17 protein-coding genes, 3 rRNA genes and 2 pseudogenes are annotated in these 21414 nt (G+C 54.4%); 8 read left to right on the forward strand and 14 right to left on the reverse strand.

Translation table 11 applies throughout. From position 1 onward, the window contains the following. Window positions 1-36: 36 nt before the first annotated feature. Window positions 37-1200, reverse strand: a complete 1164-nt coding sequence (locus tag ACLI1T_RS10880) for a sensor histidine kinase (RefSeq protein WP_411702673.1) — start codon at window positions 1198-1200, stop codon at window positions 37-39. Here ACLI1T_RS10880 and ACLI1T_RS10885 point away from each other — a divergent pair. Further along, window positions 1199-1729 carry a DUF2020 domain-containing protein gene (locus ACLI1T_RS10885; protein ID WP_411702674.1) on the forward strand — a complete coding sequence of 177 codons (531 nt, stop codon included), beginning with the start codon at window positions 1199-1201 and terminating at the stop codon, window positions 1727-1729. The genes ACLI1T_RS10880 and ACLI1T_RS10885 overlap by 2 nt on opposite strands. Here the strand turns inward: ACLI1T_RS10885 and ACLI1T_RS10890 are convergent. Both ACLI1T_RS10890 and ACLI1T_RS10895 read right to left on the reverse strand, forming a co-directional pair. After that, a complete protein-coding gene (locus tag ACLI1T_RS10890) occupies window positions 1726-1878 on the reverse strand; it encodes a hypothetical protein (RefSeq protein WP_239269333.1) in 153 nt (50 codons plus the stop codon). The two genes, ACLI1T_RS10885 and ACLI1T_RS10890, sit on opposite strands and share 4 nt — an antisense overlap. Further along, complete coding sequence (locus ACLI1T_RS10895) at window positions 1878-2540, reverse strand: class E sortase (protein WP_284849696.1); 663 nt, start codon at window positions 2538-2540, stop codon at window positions 1878-1880. Before ACLI1T_RS10895 ends, ACLI1T_RS10890 begins: the two co-directional genes overlap by 1 nt. 35 nt (window positions 2541-2575) lie before the next feature. Between ACLI1T_RS10895 and yidC the strand changes: the two genes are divergently transcribed. After that, entirely contained in the window at window positions 2576-3520 is a 945-nt protein-coding gene (gene yidC, locus ACLI1T_RS10900) for a membrane protein insertase YidC (RefSeq protein WP_411702675.1), read from the forward strand. Here yidC and ACLI1T_RS10905 read toward each other — a convergent pair. The 3 genes from ACLI1T_RS10905 to ACLI1T_RS10915 form a co-directional block, all read right to left on the reverse strand. Then, a complete protein-coding gene (locus ACLI1T_RS10905; protein WP_023024396.1) occupies window positions 3477-4085 on the reverse strand; it encodes a TetR/AcrR family transcriptional regulator in 609 nt (202 codons plus the stop codon). The two genes, yidC and ACLI1T_RS10905, sit on opposite strands and share 44 nt — an antisense overlap. Before the next feature lie 78 nt (window positions 4086-4163). Next, window positions 4164-4415, reverse strand: a complete 252-nt coding sequence (locus ACLI1T_RS10910) for a GlsB/YeaQ/YmgE family stress response membrane protein (RefSeq protein WP_023024398.1) — start codon at window positions 4413-4415, stop codon at window positions 4164-4166. Window positions 4416-4593: 178 nt separating this feature from the next. Then, window positions 4594-5493 carry a universal stress protein gene (locus tag ACLI1T_RS10915; RefSeq protein ID WP_411702676.1) on the reverse strand — a complete coding sequence of 300 codons (900 nt, stop codon included), beginning with the start codon at window positions 5491-5493 and terminating at the stop codon, window positions 4594-4596. 120 nt (window positions 5494-5613) lie between these two features. On the opposite strand from ACLI1T_RS10915, the gene ACLI1T_RS10920 reads away from it, so the two are divergent. The 4 genes and pseudogenes from ACLI1T_RS10920 to ACLI1T_RS10935 all read left to right on the forward strand — a co-directional run. Continuing rightward, complete coding sequence (locus ACLI1T_RS10920) at window positions 5614-6660, forward strand: pseudouridine synthase (RefSeq protein WP_411703318.1); 1047 nt, start codon at window positions 5614-5616, stop codon at window positions 6658-6660. 358 nt (window positions 6661-7018) lie between these two features. Then, window positions 7019-7355, forward strand: a pseudogene (locus ACLI1T_RS10925) (transposase). A 64-nt stretch (window positions 7356-7419) separates the two neighbouring features. Next, on the forward strand, window positions 7420-8154 hold the full coding sequence (locus tag ACLI1T_RS10930) for an IS3 family transposase (protein ID WP_411702677.1): 735 nt from the start codon (window positions 7420-7422) through the stop codon (window positions 8152-8154). 1178 nt (window positions 8155-9332) lie between these two features. Then, window positions 9333-9723 (forward strand): annotated as a pseudogene (locus tag ACLI1T_RS10935) (transposase); the annotation flags it as partial. A gap of 668 nt (window positions 9724-10391) precedes the next feature. Here ACLI1T_RS10935 and rrf read toward each other — a convergent pair. The 6 genes from rrf to ACLI1T_RS10965 all read right to left on the reverse strand — a co-directional run bounded on the left by rrf (window position 10392) and on the right by ACLI1T_RS10965 (window position 18510). Further along, a 5S ribosomal RNA gene (gene rrf / locus ACLI1T_RS10940) occupies window positions 10392-10509 on the reverse strand. Window positions 10510-10672: 163 nt separating this feature from the next. After that, window positions 10673-13751: ribosomal RNA gene (locus ACLI1T_RS10945) — 23S ribosomal RNA — on the reverse strand. A 514-nt stretch (window positions 13752-14265) separates the two neighbouring features. Beyond that, window positions 14266-15783, reverse strand: a 16S ribosomal RNA gene (locus ACLI1T_RS10950). The 16S, 23S and 5S rRNA genes sit together here, the layout of an rRNA operon. A 584-nt stretch (window positions 15784-16367) precedes the next feature. Continuing rightward, window positions 16368-17339 (reverse strand): hypothetical protein, encoded by a 972-nt coding sequence (locus ACLI1T_RS10955; RefSeq protein WP_284809540.1) that lies wholly within the window; start codon window positions 17337-17339, stop codon window positions 16368-16370. Beyond that, window positions 17336-18139: an AAA family ATPase gene (locus tag ACLI1T_RS10960; protein WP_411702678.1), complete on the reverse strand. Its 804-nt coding sequence runs from the start codon at window positions 18137-18139 to the stop codon at window positions 17336-17338. Before ACLI1T_RS10960 ends, ACLI1T_RS10955 begins: the two co-directional genes overlap by 4 nt. Further along, complete coding sequence (locus ACLI1T_RS10965) at window positions 18136-18510, reverse strand: GntR family transcriptional regulator (RefSeq protein ID WP_237792662.1); 375 nt, start codon at window positions 18508-18510, stop codon at window positions 18136-18138. Before ACLI1T_RS10965 ends, ACLI1T_RS10960 begins: the two co-directional genes overlap by 4 nt. Window positions 18511-18718: 208 nt before the next feature. Here ACLI1T_RS10965 and ACLI1T_RS10970 point away from each other — a divergent pair, with 208 nt between their 5' ends. Next, complete coding sequence (locus ACLI1T_RS10970) at window positions 18719-19894, forward strand: NYN domain-containing protein (RefSeq protein ID WP_411702679.1); 1176 nt, start codon at window positions 18719-18721, stop codon at window positions 19892-19894. On the opposite strand, the gene ACLI1T_RS10975 is transcribed toward ACLI1T_RS10970, so the two are convergent. Together ACLI1T_RS10975 and trxA are read right to left on the reverse strand one after the other, a co-directional pair. Beyond that, the gene (locus tag ACLI1T_RS10975; protein ID WP_023024470.1) at window positions 19891-20628 is read right to left on the reverse strand and encodes a PspA/IM30 family protein; all 738 of its coding nucleotides are present in this window, start codon (window positions 20626-20628) and stop codon (window positions 19891-19893) included. The two genes, ACLI1T_RS10970 and ACLI1T_RS10975, sit on opposite strands and share 4 nt — an antisense overlap. Before the next feature lie 91 nt (window positions 20629-20719). Beyond that, window positions 20720-21091 (reverse strand): thioredoxin, encoded by a 372-nt coding sequence (gene trxA / locus ACLI1T_RS10980; protein WP_023024472.1) that lies wholly within the window; start codon window positions 21089-21091, stop codon window positions 20720-20722. A 119-nt stretch (window positions 21092-21210) separates the two neighbouring features. Between trxA and ACLI1T_RS10985 the strand changes: the two genes are divergently transcribed. Beyond that, window positions 21211-21411: a heavy-metal-associated domain-containing protein gene (locus ACLI1T_RS10985; protein ID WP_023024475.1), complete on the forward strand. Its 201-nt coding sequence runs from the start codon at window positions 21211-21213 to the stop codon at window positions 21409-21411. The last annotated feature ends 3 nt before the right edge of the window (window positions 21412-21414 follow it).

Raw genomic sequence — 21414 nt, forward strand, 5'->3', positions numbered from 1 at the left:
ACATCCCTCCTATCGATGTTTTTCTCATCCAAAAGTTTAATCTACCGCCTTATCCAAGGGCATACTAACTGACACAGCCGTGCCCTCCCCCGGCGCGGATTCTATGACCACCTCGCCGCCCAGCTCCTGCGCGCGGCGCCGCATAGCAGATAGGCCAATATGCCCCAAGCCCGCCGGCGCGCTTTCCACCGTCGCGGGCTCAAAACCCTGCCCATTATCCACCACATCCACGCGCACCTCGTCGGTCTCATAGGTGACGGTGATCCGGGCGCGGCTAGCATGGGCATGCTTGACGATGTTCCCCACCGCCCCCTGTGCAATCCGCAATAGCGCCGCCTCCATTTTCATCGGCAGCTGTTGCTCAGCCCCCTCGCTTTCGACCTCCACCTGGAACCCCGCCGTAGCGGCGAAGTTTTCCGCCATGCGCGTTAGCGCCGCCTCAAGGGATGTCTCCGTTAGCGTGGGAGGCTGCAGCGCCGCAATCATGGCACGGGCCTCATGCAGGTTATCCGCGGCGGCCCGCCGCGCTAGCTCAATGCGCCGGCGGGCGGCAGCAATGTCTTCCTTATCAAGATCCCGGTCGGCGGAGTGCAGGAGCATCTGAATCGATGACAACCCCTGGGCCAAGGTGTCATGAATCTCGTGGGCGATGCGCTGGCGCTCTGCCACCATGCCGGCGTCCCGCTCCGTGGCCGCCAACTGCGTACGGGTTTCTACTAGCTCCCGGTTCATGCGCGAAAGGGTGCGAAACGCATACGTAATCGCCACGGTTACCAGTGCCGAGACCGCCGGACCCATCACCCCGCCAAAGGTCAGGCCTCCCGGTATCTGCACCACGATGGTGAGCACGGTAGCGCCGATGACGCATAGGATACCCGCAGTCATATCCAGCACGGTCAGGTACAAAAAGTACATGACGAATACCAGGTAGATGGCAGCGGGAGCCACGAATAGATCCGCGCCCCATAACACCGTGAGGATGCTTATCCACAGGTAGCGCATAGGCCGCGGCCACTGCTCCGCATAGATCGATCCCGCAAAGTAGACGGCCGCGAACCCCACCAATAGCAATAGGTTGATAAGGGACTGGGACAGCGGCATTTTCACCGACGTAAAAATACCCACCACCAGCAGGACCGCCGTTAAGAAGTGGATACCGGTGCGTAGCGCATCGGTATCCCGATCTAGTGTGGAGCTCATGCGCAAAAGCCTACTTGTCCTTCTCACACTGACCGGAATAGGGATCGCGGGATGCCAGACCGAGCAAGCAGACCAAGCCGAACCGGGAGACGAGGTGGCATCGGAAAGCGCCGCCATCAACGTGGAACAGACCGCAGAGGTCAACGAGTGGAGCGATTGTCCTTATATCGACCCCGGCTGGTTAGAAAATACCAATGGTGAGCGCCTTACCAAGCAGGGCATCGACACGCGCTTTCCCACCCCCGCGTGCGTCTTCTGGTCCTATCAGGACCACCCGCAAGCTACCGTCATCGTGCGCGAAATGCCCACCGTAGAAGACGCCCGCGCCGCGGTGGATTGGGCAGCGCCAATCGATGCCACCGAGCCCGCCTCCTTTGCAGGCTGGGAAGGCGGACGGGGCATCATCAATGAGCAGGCCGTCTATGCTGTGCAAAAGGACACCCACGCGGTGCTGGTGTGGAGCAATCAGCAACAGACCTTCAAGTCCGAGCAGATTGCCCAGGAAGCCATTGCCAATTTAGGGCTTTAAACCGCGACGTCGTTATAGGGCATCATCGGCGACACCCAGGGGAATACGACCTCCATGAGGAGGAAGAACACTCCCACCACAATGGCGATGGCGAGTAGCGCCTTCACTGGCTTCGGCCCTGGCAATAGATTCCACAAAGCGCGATACATTACTTAGCTTCCTTTCCAACTTCCATCGCGTGCACGATCATGCGCTCGGCGTTGGAAAATTGTGGGTGACAGGTGGTCAGAGTCAGCATTCCCTGCGTGGGATCCGCTTCAGTTCCCGGCACGGGGTCGATCACTGAGACATCGCCAGGCGTGGTGATGTGCCTGCCGGCAACATGGCTATATTCATCAGGTACCTCATCGAAGCAATCCGCATGCTCGCCATCGATGGGCAGCACCTTGTAGGTAATCTTTTCCGTTTGGGTTTCGATGATGATGTCATCGCAGGTGTGCAAAGAACCCAAATCATTAAATGGGGCACCCTTGCCCACGCGGTGCCCAGCCACCGCAAAATTTCCCGTCTCACCTGGCATTTGTGTGTCCTCATAGTGGCCCGGGCCGCGTAAAAGATCATCGTCGTCCGTGCCTTGGATGATGGCAAAGTGATAATCCGAGCCAAAGGCCGGGATGTACATCTGTGCGAAGGCATCTCCCAAATCTGGGTTCATTTTCTCCCGGGGATTGCGCCACTGCTCTTCTAATTTTGCATTAGCTTCATCTTGTAAGCGCCCTGATTCCACATTCGTCCAATAGGCTTCATAGAATGCAAATAGAACTAAAACCAAACCAATGGTTAGCATGAGTTCGCCCAGAACTTTTGTCATGTTCTAAACCATACTTCCTCACCGAAAGGAAAACCATGTTCGAGTTCTTCATGTACCCGGTTTCCGGAATCATGAAATTCTGGCATTGGCTGATCAGCGGCTTCGTTGATGAATCCGCTGCGTGGCTTGTCTCCATTTTCCTTTTGGTGCTCACCGTGAGAGGCATCGTCATCCCCCTCAACTGGATGTCGCTGCGCTCCGCACGCATCGGCGTCCTCATGCGGCCGGAGAATAACGATATCTCCAAGGAAATGAATCAGGCCAGCACCAAAGAGGAAATGGCTGCGCTCATCAAAAATCAGCAGGACCTCATGAAGAGCTATAACTACAAACCTGCTGCTGGCTGCATCCCACCGCTCATCATGATTCCGGTTTTCATTGGTTTATACCAGGTGATCCTTCGGATGTCGAAAGTCGATCAGGACTCAAAGACCGTCGGCATGCTCAATGCTGACGACGTCGCCGCCTTTCGTGAAACCACATTCTACGGCGCCCCAATCACTGACTTCGCCCGCGATCACGGCGATCTTCTTAATCCCGTCCTCATTGCTGCCATCGTCTTTACCATGGCGAATTCCATCATCGCCCTCATCCGCAGCTTCCGCACCACGCAATTCGATCTAAAACTGAACCGCCGCATATTCATTTTCATGGGCATCTTGCTCATCATCGTGCCCTTCTTCCTCTGGCACCTGGCTCATAATGGCCCCATTCCCGTCGCGATCATTATTTATTGGGGCTGTGCATATTGGATCACCCTCATTCAGACCATCATCTTCGAAATCATGCTGCGCGAGTTTTACCCGCTCACCGATGAAGTGAATGCGATGCGTCGCGAGAGCCTTCAAAATTGGCGGAATAAAGAAAAACAACCCGCTCTTTCCAAGGAGGAGAAAAAGCGGGTCAACCGGCTGCGCATGGAGGCGCGCAAGTACCTTAAATCGAATAATCAGCAGGAGGAGCCGACAGCATCTGAGTAGCTAGCTCGCGGGCGGTATAGAGCGGCCCTGCTTCCTTGGTCAGGCGGGATCCGGCAAGACCGCCATCGAGGAAAATCAAGAGCTGGCTTGCTTGGGAGGCCGAGGGATAGCCGTTGCGCTCCGTCAACAGAGCCGTCAAGGTAGAGTGCACCCAATCGCGATGCTGCATACAGGCCGCGACGATGCCGCGCTCCGAATCCGTTTCAGGCCGCGGGTACTCGCCCGCTGCATTCAAGAAGTGCGAACCGCGAAAACCTTCTTCTGGCTCTTCCTCAATGACCTTGTCAAAAAAGGCCAAGATCTTTTGGTCCGGATCCTGCATGGCAGCCGTCCGCTGCTCCCAGTCCTGACGGAATTGCTCGTCCAAGGACTCTACGTAGGCAATAACCAAGGCATCCTTGGAACCAAACAACGAATATAGGGATGCCTTGGCCACATCCGCTTCGCGCAAGATGCGGTCAATACCGATGACGCGAATGCCCTCAGTTTTAAAGAGCTTGGTTGCAGATTCCAACAATCGGCTCCGCGGGCTGGGGCGATTGCGGCGCGACTTCTTCTCTGCCATGGATTCCTCTCTACAACGACAAAACCGGTTCATCTACACTTTATAGACAAACCGGTATGTACGCTAATTATATGCGGACTATTGTTTCACCTTGTCCACAATCCACAGCAAGAGGCAAGCACCCGCGGTGGCCGCGATGATGGAGAAGATCCAACCACCGCTAGCCTCAATATTCAGTAGCTGGATAATGATGCCACCGATGAGGCCGCCGACAACACCCACCACCAGGTTGGTAAACAACCCGTGGTCACGCTTCATAATCTTCTCTGCCAGCCAACCGGCAATGATACCAACAATGATTGAAGTAAATAGACCCAAACCTAGTCCCATGATTTCCTCCTAATATAAACGTATCGAATACTCCCCAGTCTAAACCTCTGTGACTCAAGTGGTGATAACAAATGCGACACATTTGTATAGCAAAGTGGCTCTAAAACACCAGGAGCGCTCCACTCCCTAGCTCTAAAAGCCGGGAGAAGAGCGCTGGGAAGTCAGGCTAGTGAAAGACTTAGCCTTCGTCGTCTGGGCGTACCACCATCATCGGGCACGGTGCAGACTGCAGCAATGCGCGGGAGGTAGAGCCAAGGACCATGCCCTTGAATCCACCACGGCCGTGGGAACCAACGACGAGAAGCTGCGCGCCCTCGGCAGCTTCCGTCAGCGCACGGACGGGGCGGTCACGGGTGATCTGCTTCTTCACCTCAACATCTGGGAACTCTTCGCGCGGTTCCTTCAGGTTTTCTTCCAGTACCTCGGTCTGTTCCTTTTCAATTTCTGCCCACTCAGATTGAGCTGCAGAAAGGCCGGCGAGGGATGCCTGGATTTGCATATCCATCCAGGTGTGCACGGCAACGAGGGCCGCGCCGCGAGCCTGGGCTTCGCGGAACGCATAGGAGGTGGCCTTCTGAGAGACCTCGGAACCGTCCACACCAACGACAACTGGGCCGTACTTGGTGGAGTCGGTGACATTATTATCTTCACGAACCACAACTACCGGGCAAGCTGCGTGGGAAACAACTGCAGCGGAGACAGAGCCCATGACCATGCCAGACAGGCCGCCCATACCGCGCGAACCCATCACGACCATGGTGACGTCATGAGACATCTCCAAGAGCATGTCGATGGGGGAGCCCTCTGCGATGGTGTGCCCAATCTTGAGCTCTGGGGCTACCTCGTGCGCGAGTGCACGAGCTTCCTCGATCTTTTCCAGGGTCTCGTCCTGCAAGTCATCGTAGAGATCCTTCGGCGGAACCATACCTTCTGCATACAGGAACTGCGGTATGGTGTAGCTCGATGCGATACGCAGGGGGATTTCCCTCTTCATCGCCGTATTAGCTGCCCAACGGACGGCGTTCTTTGAGGCGTCAGAGCCGTCGACTGCGACGACTACAATGTCTTCCTTAGCCATGATCTTTCCTTTCAGTGGTTATAACTTAATTATAGTACGGATTAGGCTTAATGGTTGACAGTTGCAGGATCAGAATTGGACGGAGAGAAAATTTCGAGGAGCGTTCGGAATACGCCCCTTATCACCGCGCCAATTCCGTCATTGAAAAAGGCCATCACCTGGTCCGCGAGAGAATTAATATCCATGTCAAACACACTAATACATCGCAAAAAAGGATTCATCCCTTTGCCCATCAAAAATGGGCTCAATCCTACGCGCGTACGCACCCCGGAGGCAGGCCTGAGCACCTGGGATTTTCTCAGCGAAGTCATATCCTCGCAGCGCCACCGCCACCCCAACGATGATGCACAGGCGCTGCGTGACCGCTTCACCGCCGGCGAGGTAGTCCTGCGCGATCAAACTCCCCTAAAGCCAGGTACCGTGCTCGGCAAAGATGTCGATGTCTTCTTCTACCGCATCCCCGCACCAGAAACACCCGTGCCCTATGACATCCCCATCATCTATGAAGATGAGAACATCCTGGTAGCCGATAAACCCCCATTTATGGCCACCATGCCGCGCGCCCGGCACATCGTCGAAACCGCCACCGTTCGCCTCCGCCGTTCCACCGGCAATAACGAGCTAGTGCCGGCACACCGCCTCGACCGCCTCACCTCCGGCCTGCTTCTATTCACTAAGCACAAGGACGTCCGCGGCGCCTACCAGTCCCTCTTTGCAGAAAAGAAAGTCCACAAGACCTACCAGGCGGTCGCGGAATTCCGCCGCTTGCCGACGCCCCTCCAATGGTCCTCTCACCTAACTAAAACCCCCGGTGAAATCCAAGGACGAATAGCAGATGGTGAACCAAATGCTTTCACAACACTAGAATCGGTGGAACCCATTGATAAGGCTCCTTATGAAAAGGTTCATGGTCCGCTGCCAGATCTTGGTCTCTACACCCTAAAACCCCAGACTGGAAAAACCCATCAATTGCGGCTGCACATGTGGCAGGCAGGCATACCGATCCTCGGCGATCCGGTCTACCCCACTATTTTCCCCGAGGAGGCCGAAGACATGGCCATACCCATGCACTTAACAGCAACGGACTTAGAATTCACCGATCCACTTACCGGCAAAATGCGCCATTTCACCTCCGGCCTGCCCTTGGCCACGCACGACTTGCTTTAGGCCCCAAGTAGCTTTAACAGCTCGGCGTCGCGTTTCGCGTCGTCAAGATTTAAATCACTAAAGCCGTGCGGTTTTCCTTAATTTGCCTGGGGCACGGCCGAACCGAATAGAGCTCACGCGATACTGAGGACACCAGGCCTCCCGTATTCGCCACTGCCGTTTGCGCAGGCGCAGGCACGCTGTAGCTCAACCACAAATCCGGTTCGTCTTTTCCAAACGTCAAATATCGAAAGCTGAACAGCCGTAAATGAACCACTGGGAACCGTCGTTGGGTTGAACGATCTGGAGAACCGCTTCCTGTCCTTTGGGAGGTGGACACGTTGAAATAAGTTATGAAGTGTCCCAGGTTTTGTTCCGTTTGAGTAGATGGGAAAATCTGGAATATGCCAAGAAAATTTGACCAGGATGCCAAGGACCGTGTGGTCCGTCTCGTGGAAGATCGCATCTTGGCGGAAAATATGTCGATGCACCCCGCGTGCCAGGCAGTAGCTCCAAAGCTGGGGGTTTCATGGCACACGGCTCGTCAATGGACTCAACAGGCCCGCCGTGCAGGAAACACCCCAGAACCTGTACCTGAAGATTTGGCCGCCGAAAACGCGAGGCTACGCCGTGAAAATCAAGAGCTACGCGACACTAATGAGCTGCTGAAGGCCGCGTCAGCTTTTTTCGCGTCGGAACTCGACCCCAAACGTTAAGAAATGATCCGGTTCATCGATAAATACCGGAATCGTTTCTCTGCCCGAGTTCATTTGTAAGACGTTGAAAAATAACCGGGCTGGTGGGTTTATCACCTCGCGTGGTTATCGCCAGTCCAAAGCCCGTGGGTTAAGTGCTCGTCGACTTCGTGACGGCGTGCTGGTTGAACGCATTAGTGCTGTTCATAGAGATAATTATGGTGTCTTAGGTGTGCGGAAAATGTGGCATGCGCTTCGCCGTGAAGGAATCGATATCGGGCGTGAACACGCTACCCGACTGATGCGCCTGGCCGGTGTTTCTGGCAAAGGCAAAGGCGGATCACCGATTACAACCCGAAAAGCTAACGTGCCTGATTTGCGCCCGGACTTGGTCGAGCGTGAATTCAAAGCCCGGGGCCCGAACAAGCTGTGGGTGGCCGACATTACGTATGTGCGCACGAAGAAAGGCTTTGTGTACACCGCGTTTGTCACCGACGTCTACTCTCGACGGATCGTCGGATGGGCGCTGTCAGATTCGATGCGGACCGAAGCTTTGCCGCTGCAAGCTCTCAACCAAGCGATTGTGAGCGCGAGGGAAACAACAGGTCTCATTCACCATTCGGATCACGGATCGCAGTACGTCAGCGTTGTCTACAACGAGCGACTTGCCCAGCACGGCATTGCCGCTTCCACCGGAAGTGTCGGTGACCCCTATGATAATGCTCTGGCTGAAAACGTTAATGGTTCCTACAAGAACGAGTTGATTCATACCCGCAGGTGGGATGGTGTTGTCGAGGTAGAAATCGCGACGTTCGAGTGAGTGTCATGGTGGAACGAGACAAGGCTCCACCAAAGCTTGGGATACCGAACCCCGGTCGAGGTGGAAACCGAGTTTTGGAAGCAGAACGCGCCACAGGCAATAATGGAAAACAAGGCAAGTGCCTAGGAACAAAACTCGGGGCACTTCAAGCCGTGTGCCATGAAACCCCCAGTTTTGGAGCTACTGTTTGGCACGCGGCTTGCATTGACATGTTTCCCGCCAAGATGCGGTCCTCTACAAGACGGACCACACGGTCCTTCGCATCTTAGTCAATTTTTTTGGCATGTTCCAGATTTTTCATCTACTCAAACGGAACAAAACCTGGGACACTTCACAACGGAGGGTTTGCACATGCCCCTACGTACTCCAAGTGCATGAGGTGCCCAGTTGCACAGCCCTTAAAGTGCGGCTACGGCATTGCTGGAAGCAATTGGTGTTCCAGTAAAGAAAGAAATGGATGTTATAAATATACTTCTATTCCTGATTAGAAGAGTTCCAGCGTCGGTAGAGCGCGTTGAACAGTCTCGCTGCAGAAAAGAACACGATAAAAAGAAAGACCGATGACAAACAGAAGATTAAAATCGCTTCCACTAGGGTTCCCCGCTCACTCTGTAGCGATATAATGGTGACCACGATAGCTCCTAAGAGAGACGCGGTGATGATTTGCCAAAGAGGCCAAACTTCATTTTCCATAAGTTTCCTACTCAGCCCTTAAGTTATCTGATACCACCTAATCATAAGCGCTAATACGGCGTTACGAATGGGAGTCTTAGCAGCCTTTGCGACGGGCCGAAGAATCGGAGGGACTGCCCCTGTGATGCAGCCACCAATTAGCGCATCAACACGTGCTTCGGCTTCTAGTCGGTGACCATGCCTTATTTTACTAACCAGCTCGCCTGTAGCGATTGCTCCAAGAGCCCCTACGACGCAGCCGCCAATTGCAGCAATGAACGGCAGGATAGCGGCTGGAACCGCGCGGACAGAAACCTTTCCCGAATCAGAATGTTGCTTCTGGATTGCTGCAATTTCACGAAGCGAAGGCATTATCTCAGCTTGAGCTTCCAGATCGTTTGGAAAAAGCGCCGCAGCTACGTCTTGGGGAGTAGATTCTTTCAATGCATTCTCGAGAGCTTCATAAAACTCCGGTGGAAACGGGCCTGACCCCCGGAAAGTGGACACGTCGGGGGTTAGGCCCGGTTTTACTGGGCTGGACTATGGATAGCGTGCAAGATACATACCTGGTTGAACGAGCACTGCGGATGGCGCACACACTGCGCGGTGACGTTGCTGATGGGCTAGTGTTTCACGCTGATCGCGGAACTCAATTCACCAGCGAGCGGATCTGGGCGGTGTGCCGCAATTTGGGCATTGCCGAATCCGTGGGGCGTACCGGAGTGTGTTTCGATAACGCGATGGCTGAGTCGTTCTGGTCGACGCTTAAAACCGAGTTCTACGACCGGAAGCACTGGGCCACCCGTGAATCCGCCCGCAAGGCCGTTGCCTACTGGATTGAAGTCGTCTACAACCGTCGGCGCCGGCACTGAAGCACTCGGGATGGTCAGCCCCGTCAACTGTTGCGCCCGGGTATTTGGTAGCAGTGTCGTGACTATCCGGTTGCGCTCTAGTGGCTATCCGGTAGCGGCTCACCAGGCTCGGGATGATACTCCCGGTAGCCGCACCACTCGGGTGCGGCACATACTGAAAGGGGTCTGCCATGAGGGATTATCATGCCGTGATGACACTGCTGTTACGGCAGCATTCTTACCTTCGGCTCGAGTGCTCTCACCGCTCCATTCCACAATCGAACCATGCACTACGAAGCCTCGGCCCGACCACCGCCTAGCAGGACGCGGCGTTGACGAACGGCTGCTTTCGGGAAGTCGACAAGTCGAGGACCGAGTCTACCCGTTACCGGATACTCACTCAGGTCCTACCAGATACTCACCACACCGCTACCATTTCAGTCTTCTGAACATCAACTTCGAGAACGACACCAGCCTAACCAACAGCAGAGAAGAAATAGCAGCCTAACCACTAGGTAGCTTCACTAGTTGTCCACGATTTGCGGGCAACCCCAGCTCGACAGAGTACACGTCGCAAATTCAAGCGGGGGTGAAACACCAAGCAGTCCCCGAAACACCAACCACCTCAACGAATCAGGGTGATGGTCTTTCGGGGACTATCGTATAAACAGTATTTTGTTGTGTATAAACAGTATTTTGTTGTTTGTTGTTTGGTGTCGGCGGTGACTTACTCTCCCACAACCTCCCGGTTGCAGTACCATCAGCGTGTACAGGCTTAGCTTCCGGGTTCGGAATGGGACCGGGCGTTTCCCTGTAGCTATGAACCACCGACAAACCTATCAGAACACTACCCACCACTGCGTGTGGTGTTGTGTCAGATACTGCATAGTGGACGCGACACACAAGAATGTGTTCATTTATTTGTTTACTCGCCTAGAACAAGTCCACCCATCAACTCCAACCTCAAACCACATAGTGTTTTGGGGGTTGTTGTGGTGTGTTTGTTTTGGTCAATTAGTACCAGTAGCCTTCACACCTTACAGTGCTTCCAAGTCTGGCCTATCTACCCCATAGTCTTTAGGGGACCTCAAAAGAAACCTCATCTTAAAACAGGCTTCCCGCTTAGATGCTTTCAGCGGTTATCCCTTCCGTACGTAGCCAACCAGCACTACCCCTGGCGGGATAACTGGCACACTAGAGGTACGTCCGTCCCGGTCCTCTCGTACTAGGGACAGCCTTCTTCAAGTTTCAACGCGCGCGGCGGATAGAGACCGAACTGTCTCACGACGTTCTGAACCCAGCTCGCGTGCCGCTTTAATGGGCGAACAGCCCAACCCTTGGGACCTACTCCAGCCCCAGGATGCGACGAGCCGACATCGAGGTGCCAAACCATCCCGTCGATATGGACTCTTGGGGAAGATCAGCCTGTTATCCCCGGGGTACCTTTTATCCGTTGAGCGACACCACATCCACAAGTAGGTGCCGGATCACTAGTCCCGACTTTCGTCCCTGCTCGACATGTCTGTCTCACAGTCAAGCTCCCTTGTGCACTTACACTCACCACCTGATTGCCAACCAGGCTGAGGGAACCTTTGGGCGCCTCCGTTACATTTTGGGAGGCAACCGCCCCAGTTAAACTACCCACCAGGCACTGTCCCCAACCCAGATCATGGGCCAAGGTTAGATGCTCAATCCGATCAGAGTGGTATTTCAACAACGACTCCACCACCACTAGCGTGACAGCTTCACAGTCTCCCACCTATCCTACACAAACCGAACCAAACACCAATACCAAGCTATAGTGAAGGTCCCGGGGTCTTTTCGTCCTGCCGCGCGTAACGAGCATCTTTACTCGTAATGCAATTTCACCGGGCCTGTGGTCGAGACAGCAGAGAAGTCGTTACGCCATTCGTGCAGGTCGGAACTTACCCGACAAGGAATTTCGCTACCTTAGGATGGTTATAGTTACCACCGCCGTTTACTGGGGCTTAAATTCTCAGCTTCGCAGCCAAAAGACTACTAACCGGTCCTCTTAACCTTCCAGCACCGGGCAGGCGTCAGTCCATATACATCAACTTAACGTCTTCGCATGGACCTGTGTTTTTGATAAACAGTCGCTTCCCTCTATTCTCTGCGACCCCACAACACTCCAACCGCACAGGGTCTTCACATCACAGGGCCCCCCTTCTCCCGAAGTTACGGGGGCATTTTGCCGAATTCCTTAACCACAGTTCACCCGAACGCCTTAGTATCTTCAACCTGACCACCTGTGTCGGTTTAGGGTACGGGCCATACACACACTCGCTAGAGGCTTTTCTCGACAGTACAGGATCACCACCATCAACCCTTTTGGGTCTACGCATCACGCCTCAACCACACTGTGCGGCGGATTTACCTACCACACGATCTGCACGCTTACACCACCAATCCACTAAGTGGCGCGGCTACCTCACTGCGTCACCCCATCACTTGAACCACACATCAGGCCCCACGACATCAACACCACCAACACTCAAAAAAGTGAACAGGTAGCGTATCCGCAGTGGTTAGTATCAGTGCTTCATCATGGGCGCACATGTACGGGTACCAGAATATCAACTGGTTATCCATCGACTACGCCTGTCGGCCTCGCCTTAGGTCCCGACTCACCCTGGGAAGACGAACTTGACCCAGGAACCCTTAGTCATCCGGCGGTAAGGATTCTCACCTTACAATTCGTTACTCATGCCTGCATTCTCACTCGCACACAGTCCACGCCTCCTCACGGTAACGCTTCCACCCATGCACGACGCTCCCCTACCCAAACAACAAAAAATTATTGCTTGCCGCGGCTTCGGCGGTGTACTTGAGCCCCACTACATTGTCGGCGCAGAACCACTCGACCAGTGAGCTATTACGCACTCTTTCAAGGATGGCTGCTTCTAAGCCAACCTCCTGGCTGTCTTCGCGATCCCACATCCTTTTCCACTTAGTACACCCTTAGGGGCCTTAACCGGCGATCTGGGCTGTTTCCCTCTCGACTATGAAGCTTATCCCCCACAGTCTCACTGCCGCACAACACAATTGATGGCATTCGGAGTTTGGCTGACATTGCTAAGATTGTAGTCCCGCTCAACCAACCAGTCGCTCTACCTCCACCAAGCTCAATGCGACGCTGCACCTAAATGCATTTCGGGGAGAACCAGCTATCACGGAGTTTGATTGGCCTTTCACCCCTACCCACAGCTCATCCCCGCAGTTTTCAACCTACGTGGGTTCGCGCCTCCACAACCTCTTACAGCTGCTTCACACTGGCCATGGGTAAATCACCCCGCTTCGGGTCCAGGACATGCCACTTATCACCCCATTAGGATTCGGTTTCCCTACGGCTACCCCACACGGGTTAACCTCGCGACATGCCGCTGACTCGCAGGCTCATTCTTCAAAAGGCACGCCATCACACAATAAAAAGTGCTCTGACGGATTGTAAGCACATGGTTTCAGGAACTATTTCACTCCCCTCCCGGGGTACTTTTCACCATTCCCTCACGGTACTATCCACTATCGGTCACACTGAGTATTTAGGCTTACCGGGTGGTCCCGGCAGATTCACAACAGATTCCACGAGCCCGTTGCTACTCGGGAACCCAACAACCCCCACATCATCATCTTCAGCTACAGGACTCTCACCTACTCCGGCAGGCCATTCCAAACCACTTCACCTAACAACAATGCACAGGGCGTGCCACTGGTAGATGACACACAGCTAGGCCCCACAACACCGCACACACAACCCCTACCAGGTATCACATGCACACGGTTTAGCCTCATCCACGTTCGTTCGCCACTACTAGCAGAATCATTATTATTTTCTCCTCCTACGGGTACTGAGATGTTTCACTTCCCCGCGTAACCCCCACAACAGCTATGAATTCACTGAAGGGTAACCCCACATAACCAGGGCCAGGTTTCCCCATTCGGACATCCTCGGATCAACGCTTTATTGACAACTCCCCGAGGCTTAACGCAGCCTTACACGTCCTTCATCGGCTCAGCATGCCAAGGCATCCACCATGCGCCCTAAATAACGAACACACCAACCACCACACACAAACCACACAACCAACAAAAAGGTCACGCAGCCCACATGCAGCAGCAACAAGTGAACTTGACAAAATAAACAAAAAGAAAAATCACATCACACACACAACACCACCCACACACAAGCAGATGGCATCATGCAGATGCTCGCGTCCACTATACAGTTCTCACACAACACCCCAACTGACAACAAACACCACCACAATGAATGGCATCCATCAACCAGTCAGGCACACAATAAGGGGATAATGCCCCAGACACCCAACAATGCACCAACGACTTACCACTCAACATTAATTTTGTATGCATGGACACTTTTACGCATGTCACAAAGCACTGTCTCAACACTTGATACTGCTGATTAAGGTGTGTCTCCTACCCGGAATTTCCAAATTCGGTGGCAGCAGAACACTCGCCCACTCAACCACCAACCCACCATCAAACACGGTGGGCAACCCACAACTGTGGGCCATGGCTGCAACTGCAGCCCAATAAAAAAGCTCCTTAGAAAGGAGGTGATCCACCCGCACCTTCCGGTACGGGTACCTTGTTACGACTTCGTCCCAATCGCCGATCCCACCTTCGACGGCTCCCTAACACGTTTAGGCCACCGGCTTCGGGTGTTACCAACTTTCATGACGTGACGGGCGGTGTGTACAAGGCCCGGGAACGTATTCACCGCAGCATTGCTGATCTGCGATTACTAGCGACTCCGACTTCATGGGGTCGAGTTGCAGACCCCAATCCGAACTAAGGCCGGCTTTCAGCGATTCGCTCCACCTCACAGTGTCGCAGCGCGTTGTACCGACCATTGTAGCATGTGTGAAGCCCTGGACATAAGGGGCATGATGATTTGACGTCATCCCCACCTTCCTCCGAGTTAACCCCGGCAGTCTCTCATGAGTCCCCAACCAAATGCTGGCAACATAAGACAAGGGTTGCGCTCGTTGCGGGACTTAACCCAACATCTCACGACACGAGCTGACGACAACCATGCACCACCTGTACACCAACCACAAAGGGACGAACTATCTCTAGCCCAATCTGGTGTATGTCAAGCCCAGGTAAGGTTCTTCGCGTTGCATCGAATTAATCCACATGCTCCGCCGCTTGTGCGGGCCCCCGTCAATTCCTTTGAGTTTTAGCCTTGCGGCCGTACTCCCCAGGCGGGGCGCTTAATGCGTTAGCTACGGCACGAAAGTCGTAGAAAGACCCTCACACCTAGCGCCCACCGTTTACGGCATGGACTACCAGGGTATCTAATCCTGTTCGCTACCCATGCTTTCGCTCCTCAGCGTCAGTAACTGCCCAGTAACCTGCCTTCGCCATCGGTGTTCCTCCTGATATCTGCGCATTTCACCGCTACACCAGGAATTCCAGTTACCCCTACAGCACTCAAGTTATGCCCGTATCGCCTGCACGCCCGGAGTTAAGCCCCAGAATTTCACAGACGACGCGACAAACCACCTACGAGCCCTTTACGCCCAGTAATTCCGGACAACGCTCGCACCCTACGTATTACCGCGGCTGCTGGCACGTAGTTAGCCGGTGCTTCTTATCTAGGTACCGTCACACAAAGCTTCGTCCCTAGCGAAAGGAGTTTACAACCCGAAGGCCTTCATCCCCCACGCGGCGTCGCTGCATCAGGCTTGCGCCCATTGTGCAATATTCCCCACTGCTGCCTCCCGTAGGAGTCTGGGCCGTATCTCAGTCCCAATGTGGCCGTACACCCTCTCAGGCCGGCTACCCGTCGCCGCCTTGGTAGGCCATTACCCCACCAACAAGCTGATAGGCCGCGAGCTCATCCTACACCGAAAAAACTTTCCAACCACCACACTAAAGATGGCTCCTATCCGGTATTAGACCCAGTTTCCCAAGCTTATCCCGAAGTGCAGGGCAGATCACCCACGTGTTACTCACCCGTTCGCCACTCGAGTACCCTGCAAGCAGGGCCTTTCCGTTCGACTTGCATGTGTTAAGCACGCCGCCAGCGTTCGTCCTGAGCCAGGATCAAACTCTCCACAAAAAGAATTTCAGAACAACATTCCAAAATTAAGGCCGTGAAAAGCCCAAACCTAACCAAAAGAACAAACCACCACAAACCCACAAAAGCAGGCCCATGCTGGCGTCCAAAAATTACTACAAAGAAAAATCACTGCCTCCCCAACCCGACGGGGCACAAAAAGGGAGACAAAAAGTTGAACACAATCACATGCCAACCAATCCATCAATGCAGCCGAAACACTAAACAGTATTCAAAAAGGTACATGCTTCACATACCTTACCGGCACACACCAACCAACAAACCAAATCTAGGCTTGCTGGCCAACAGACCAATCAACACACAACCATGCACACAAAAATAAAAAATAAGTACATTGGCACACTATTGAGTTCTCAGACATCGTCACCACACAACAGCTACATGCCCAAAAGCATGGAACTCGTTGCGAGTAAAATTGTTTTTGTCAGGGCCGTTTTCCTTTCGCCGCTTCAGCCAGAAACAATGTCTGTCTCTGTGGGGCGCTGTCGGTCGCGCTGACTCGTATTAAGTTACACACCACTTTAAATTTTCACAAACTCCCTGGCGAGAGCCGAAAACTACTGGTTTTATTTCACTCCAAACCAGCCTTTAATTCCCTTGTCCCACATACTGCTGATTCGGCGCGCATACATGGGCAGCGTTAGCGCCCAAAGGGTATATAGAACTATTGCGATGATCATCCCCTGCAAGGGCGTCACCTTTTCCTGAATAAGTAGCCATACGAGTCCCGCGACTGCTAGCCCGTACACAACAAAGGCGCCGAGTGTCTTTTTCTCCAGAAATTCGAGGTACGTAAATCCAGGAACACTCAAGGCTGCCACCGTGGCCAGGCTGAACATCGGCCACACGCCAGATGCCGCGCTAGAAAGGGCGAGTCCTACTGCGGCACATCCAATAATTGGGATTACTCCGGTCGCAGCGGTCATTACAGCCCACCGTCCGCGTGTACCGCCTAGAGTTACATAATCCTTGAGAGTCTCGCGCAGCACTCCCATGGGTTGCATGGCAAACAATGCCAACAGTATCCATACAATGAAAGCCACAGCTTCTAGGGGCTCCCACAGCGTACTCAAAAGCGAGACGGCCACGGCGACAATAACTAGGCCGACAGCTATGAGCCATATCCTAATCTGCCGCCGGTATACCGCCTGTGCTTCCAACGTCGGCGGATAACGCCCAATTCTAGAGGTAATTCCTAGCGGAGTCGTCGAGTAACCGGTCCTAGTTGGGGTTTGTTTCCTCCACAGAGCCCAACACAAAGCGGCAGCGTAGATGGGCAGTACCCACCAATATTGACGAGCTGCGCCTCCTACGACGGCCACCACGGCAAAAACCGTCACAAGTATCCGGCGGTGTTTATTCCAGATCTCCGAGTTCAGCCCCAGTATTTGGTACTTATAAAAGTCAGGCTGATACGTCAGGATAGGGATCAGCGCTATGATGGCACCCCATTTTCCGCCGAAGATTGCAGGGTAGAGCGAAAGAAATAATAAAACCCCGAACCCTACCCACTCCGTTGTATGCCATAGAAGTTTCATGAGCGCTCCTCCAATGCTCGGACAGCCCTTTCCAGTGGCACCTCAGTTATCCGCAGCCGATGTTCGTTGGCATAGCGGAAGATTGGTTCGGGGGAGCTAGAGCGGGCATCGACAAGCGCTTGATCGCCCAAATTGGTCGAGGCGCGCTCTAGGACTGGAAGATCCAAAGCGGAAATGGCGGGCGAAATAGCTTCTTTGGGGCCGCTCAGCTCCAGGAAAGCATCAATAAAGTCATCAACAGGCCCACTAATGGGGTTTTCACCCATGAGCGCAATGGTGTCCAACAACCCCTCTATTTCGCTGAGGTGGTGGGTCGAGACGACAATGGTGCGACCGTGTTCTTGCCGGAGCACCTCGTAGAAGAGTTCGCGCCGCGGAATGTCGAGGCCGAGATACGGCTCATCCAAAAGCATCACTTCGCAGCCAGAGGCAACGGCGAAAACGAACCCTAAAGCCGATTTCTGGCCGCGCGAAAGTGCGGAATACGCCTTGTCTGGGATATCGAACCGGGCGATAAGGTCACTGTATCGCTCTGCATTCCAATTTGGCCACCGAGTCTGGCCAACAGAGCCGAGCTTCTTGCTGCCCCACGAATCCGGCAGCGGATTGTCGATGCCCATCAGGATCACCCGGTCGAGTACGAATTGATTATCAAAGGGCTGGCGGTCGAAGACAGTGATTCGGCCGGATTGAATATGGCCGGCAACCTTGCGCAAAAGGGTGGTTTTCCCAATTCCATTGCGGCCCACGAGCCCGTGGGTCAGGCCAGCGGAAAAGGTGAAATCGCGGGTAGTAATCATGAGTACATTCCTCTGCTTTCTGCAACGCGGTCAAAAAGGTCATGGAGCTGGGCGCGGTTATAGCCCAGCCGAACGGCCTCATCGACCAGCGGTGCCATGTATTCGGCGGCAAAATCACGGCGGCGGCGCTCGCGAATCGATTTGAGGGCCCCTGGTGCCACGAACATGCCGATTCCCCGACGCTTTTCCAGCACCCCCAGGTCCACCAAGAGAGTGATCCCCTTCCTCGCTGTTGCGGGGTTGATGTTGTGGAAATCCGCCAGCTCATTGGTGGAAGGCGCTCTATCACCCTCCGCCAGAGTGCCGTCCACAATGGTGTCTTCCACCAAGGACGCAATCTGCCGAAAGAGCGGTTGCGTGGAGTTGTCCATCATCACCTTCGGCTCGTTAGTTACTTAGTTAGTTGTGTAACTAACCGTATAACACACTTGCCGACGCCGCAATGGTCACCGAAAACTTTTCATTTGCGGCCAATATGCTGGGAATTGGCGAATTGTGATCGACGTTTCGGGGCGAATAAGGCACACTGGAGGTAACAAAGAATTTAATTTAGAACAATTAGAACGGAACTTAGGAGCCATGCTTGAACGCACACTCGTCTTTGTCGATACCTCATACCTGCTCGCGAGCTTTTATAACTCCTGGGAAACGGGGGCTCGCGCGCAACTAGAAATTGATCTGCCTGAGGTGGTCAGCACCATGGGCGGAATGATCGAGGAGCAATTAGGCAACCCGATTCAGCGCCAATACTGGTACGACGGAATCCCGGATACCGGTCCGCACCGCTACCAACGCGCCCTTCGCACCTGCGAGGGCGTGCAATTGCGCACGGGCCAACTCATTGAATGGGGCGAGCGACGCACCCAAAAGGGCGTAGACACCCGGCTTGTGGCCGATATGGTCATGGCCGCCGTGAAGAACCAGTTCACCGACTTTGTGCTGGTCAGCGGCGACGCGGACATGATCCCCGGCGCGCAGACCGCCGTAGACAATGGCATCCGCGTGCACCTGTACGGGTTTGGCTGGGATTCCATGTCCGCAGCGTTGCGCCATACGTGTGATTCCACCACCATTTTGGATCCCCGCGAGGACTTCGCGGATTCCATGGAGCTGCAGGTCCTCGAGGGCCCGCTTCCCCCAGTGGTGCGCGATGCAGCGCAAAAGACAGAGGGAGCAGAAGAGGAGCTTCCAGGCGCGGAGCACTGCGACGAGTGCGAGGAACCCTCCGAGGTGGAAACCGCATTCGGCACCCCGGAAAAGCCCACGCCGGCGCCTGCCCCAAAGCCTGCACCGCCTCAAAGCGCACAGCAGGCCGCAACCCCAGCCCCAGAAGAGCAGGACAAGCCCTCTGCAGAAGCGGAGAAGGGCCCTACCGAAGAGGCCGAGGCTACCGATCAGGCAACGCCAAAGCCTGCGCCGAAACCGTCAATGATGGCACCGCGGCGCAAGCTGCGCTCGAAGTACGTCCCGCTGCCAGAAGAGGTCTGGAGCTCTGCCGGGTTCCAGTCCCCATTCGATGTGGGCCAGCAGTACGCATCGTGGTGGTTTGATAATGCCGCCAACTCAGAGCAGCGCGACCAAGCCCACTTACTGTCTGGCGGCGGATTACCACCGGAAATCGACCGCCCGCTGCTGCAGTTCGCCTGCGAAACCCTGCATGAATACACGCTGACGGAGACCCAGCGCGTGAACTTGCGCGATGGGTTCCACTCAGGGATTCGCGGCGTGCTAATTAATATCCGCCGCGAGAATTAATCGCCGGATTCGATTTCCTTCTTCTTGGCCATATCGGCGCGCAGCGCATCTAGCCGCGCGCTGGCCTTCATGTCGTTGCCGGCCGCTTGAATCTCGCTCATGCGGTCGCCACCGGTTGCCTGCTGCAACTCTTGTGCGCCAAGGGCATCGGCATAGCGCTTTTCAATCTTGGAGCGGACGGAATCCAGGCTCGGCACGGAATCATCGGGCTTGAGCTCGTTCATGGAATCGAGTGCTTCCGCGTTCTTTTCCTGCATTGCAGCCTGATCCGCCTGCGCTTCCAGCTGGTTCACCTGCGCCAGCTGCTCCTTAAGGCGGGCCTCGGATTGTTTTTGCTGGTTCTTGGCTTGTTCAGCCGCCTGCTCCGCAGCCGCGTACTGCTGCTTGACGTCTTCTAATTCCTGCTCCACCGCGACGAGCTGGGAGGCCACTACCTCAGCAGCTTGGTTGTACTCATTCGCCTTCTGTGGGTCCTCAGCGGAATCTGCGAGTTCCAAGGCGCGCTCGGTCTGGGATTGGTAATCCTGCTGGGACTTCACCAGGCGGTTCATCTGCATTTCCAACTGAGACTTGTGCCCGATGATCTCTGCCGCATGATCCGAGATTTCTTGGTGCTGTTCCTTGGCGGCCTTGACCGCCTGCTGGATTTGGACCTTTGGATCGGCGTTCTCATCAATCTTTTGATCGAGAGAACTCATCACGTACTTCCAGCCCTTGCTGAAGGGGTTAGCCATCACAATCTCCTTTGGTCATAAAAAAGACGCTTTCTAGCGAGTTTAGCGATACTCACCAGAAAGCGCCGTGGAAGCTCTAAAAATTCAGATTCTATGCCTGCTGTGCGTTCTGCTCTTCAACCTGGCGGCGAACGTCTGCCATATCAAGGTCCTTAACCTGCTTGAGCAGATCCTCCAACGCTGCGGGCGGCAGTGCGCCGGCCTCGCGGAATACGAGGATCCCATCACGGAAGATCATCAGGGTAGGAATGGACTGAATCTGCAGCGCGGAAGCAAGGCCCTGGTTTGCCTCGGTGTCCAGCTTGGCAAAGGTAGCATCGGTGTGCTCCTCGGAAGCCTTCTCGTAGACAGGGGCAAAGCGCTTACATGGGCCGCACCAGTCCGCCCAGGCATCGACAAGCGTAATGCCTTCGCCGGTTACGGTCTGTTCAAAGTTCTCTTCAGTGACGTCGATAGTAGCCATACTCGTTGTAACTCCTTTACGTTGTGGTTTATTCCCCACCGTACCTAAATTTCTTCCTTGCCAGATACCCCTAGGGGGTATAACATAGAAGCATAAGCAATCGAGAAAGGATGATTATCATGGCAACGAAGAACTACACCGTAGAAGGAATGAGCTGCGGACACTGCGAAATGTCCATCCGCGAAGAGGTAGGCGAAATCGCCGGTGTTGAGGAAGTTTCTGCGGACCACACCACTGGCGCCGTGTCTGTCTCCGGTAGCGATTTCACCGATGAACAAGTAGCAGCTGCCGTAGCCGAAGCCGGATACACCCTTAAGTAGGCG

This window comes from Corynebacterium tuingiense, assembly GCF_046718165.1.
GTDB lineage: Bacteria > Actinomycetota > Actinomycetes > Mycobacteriales > Mycobacteriaceae > Corynebacterium.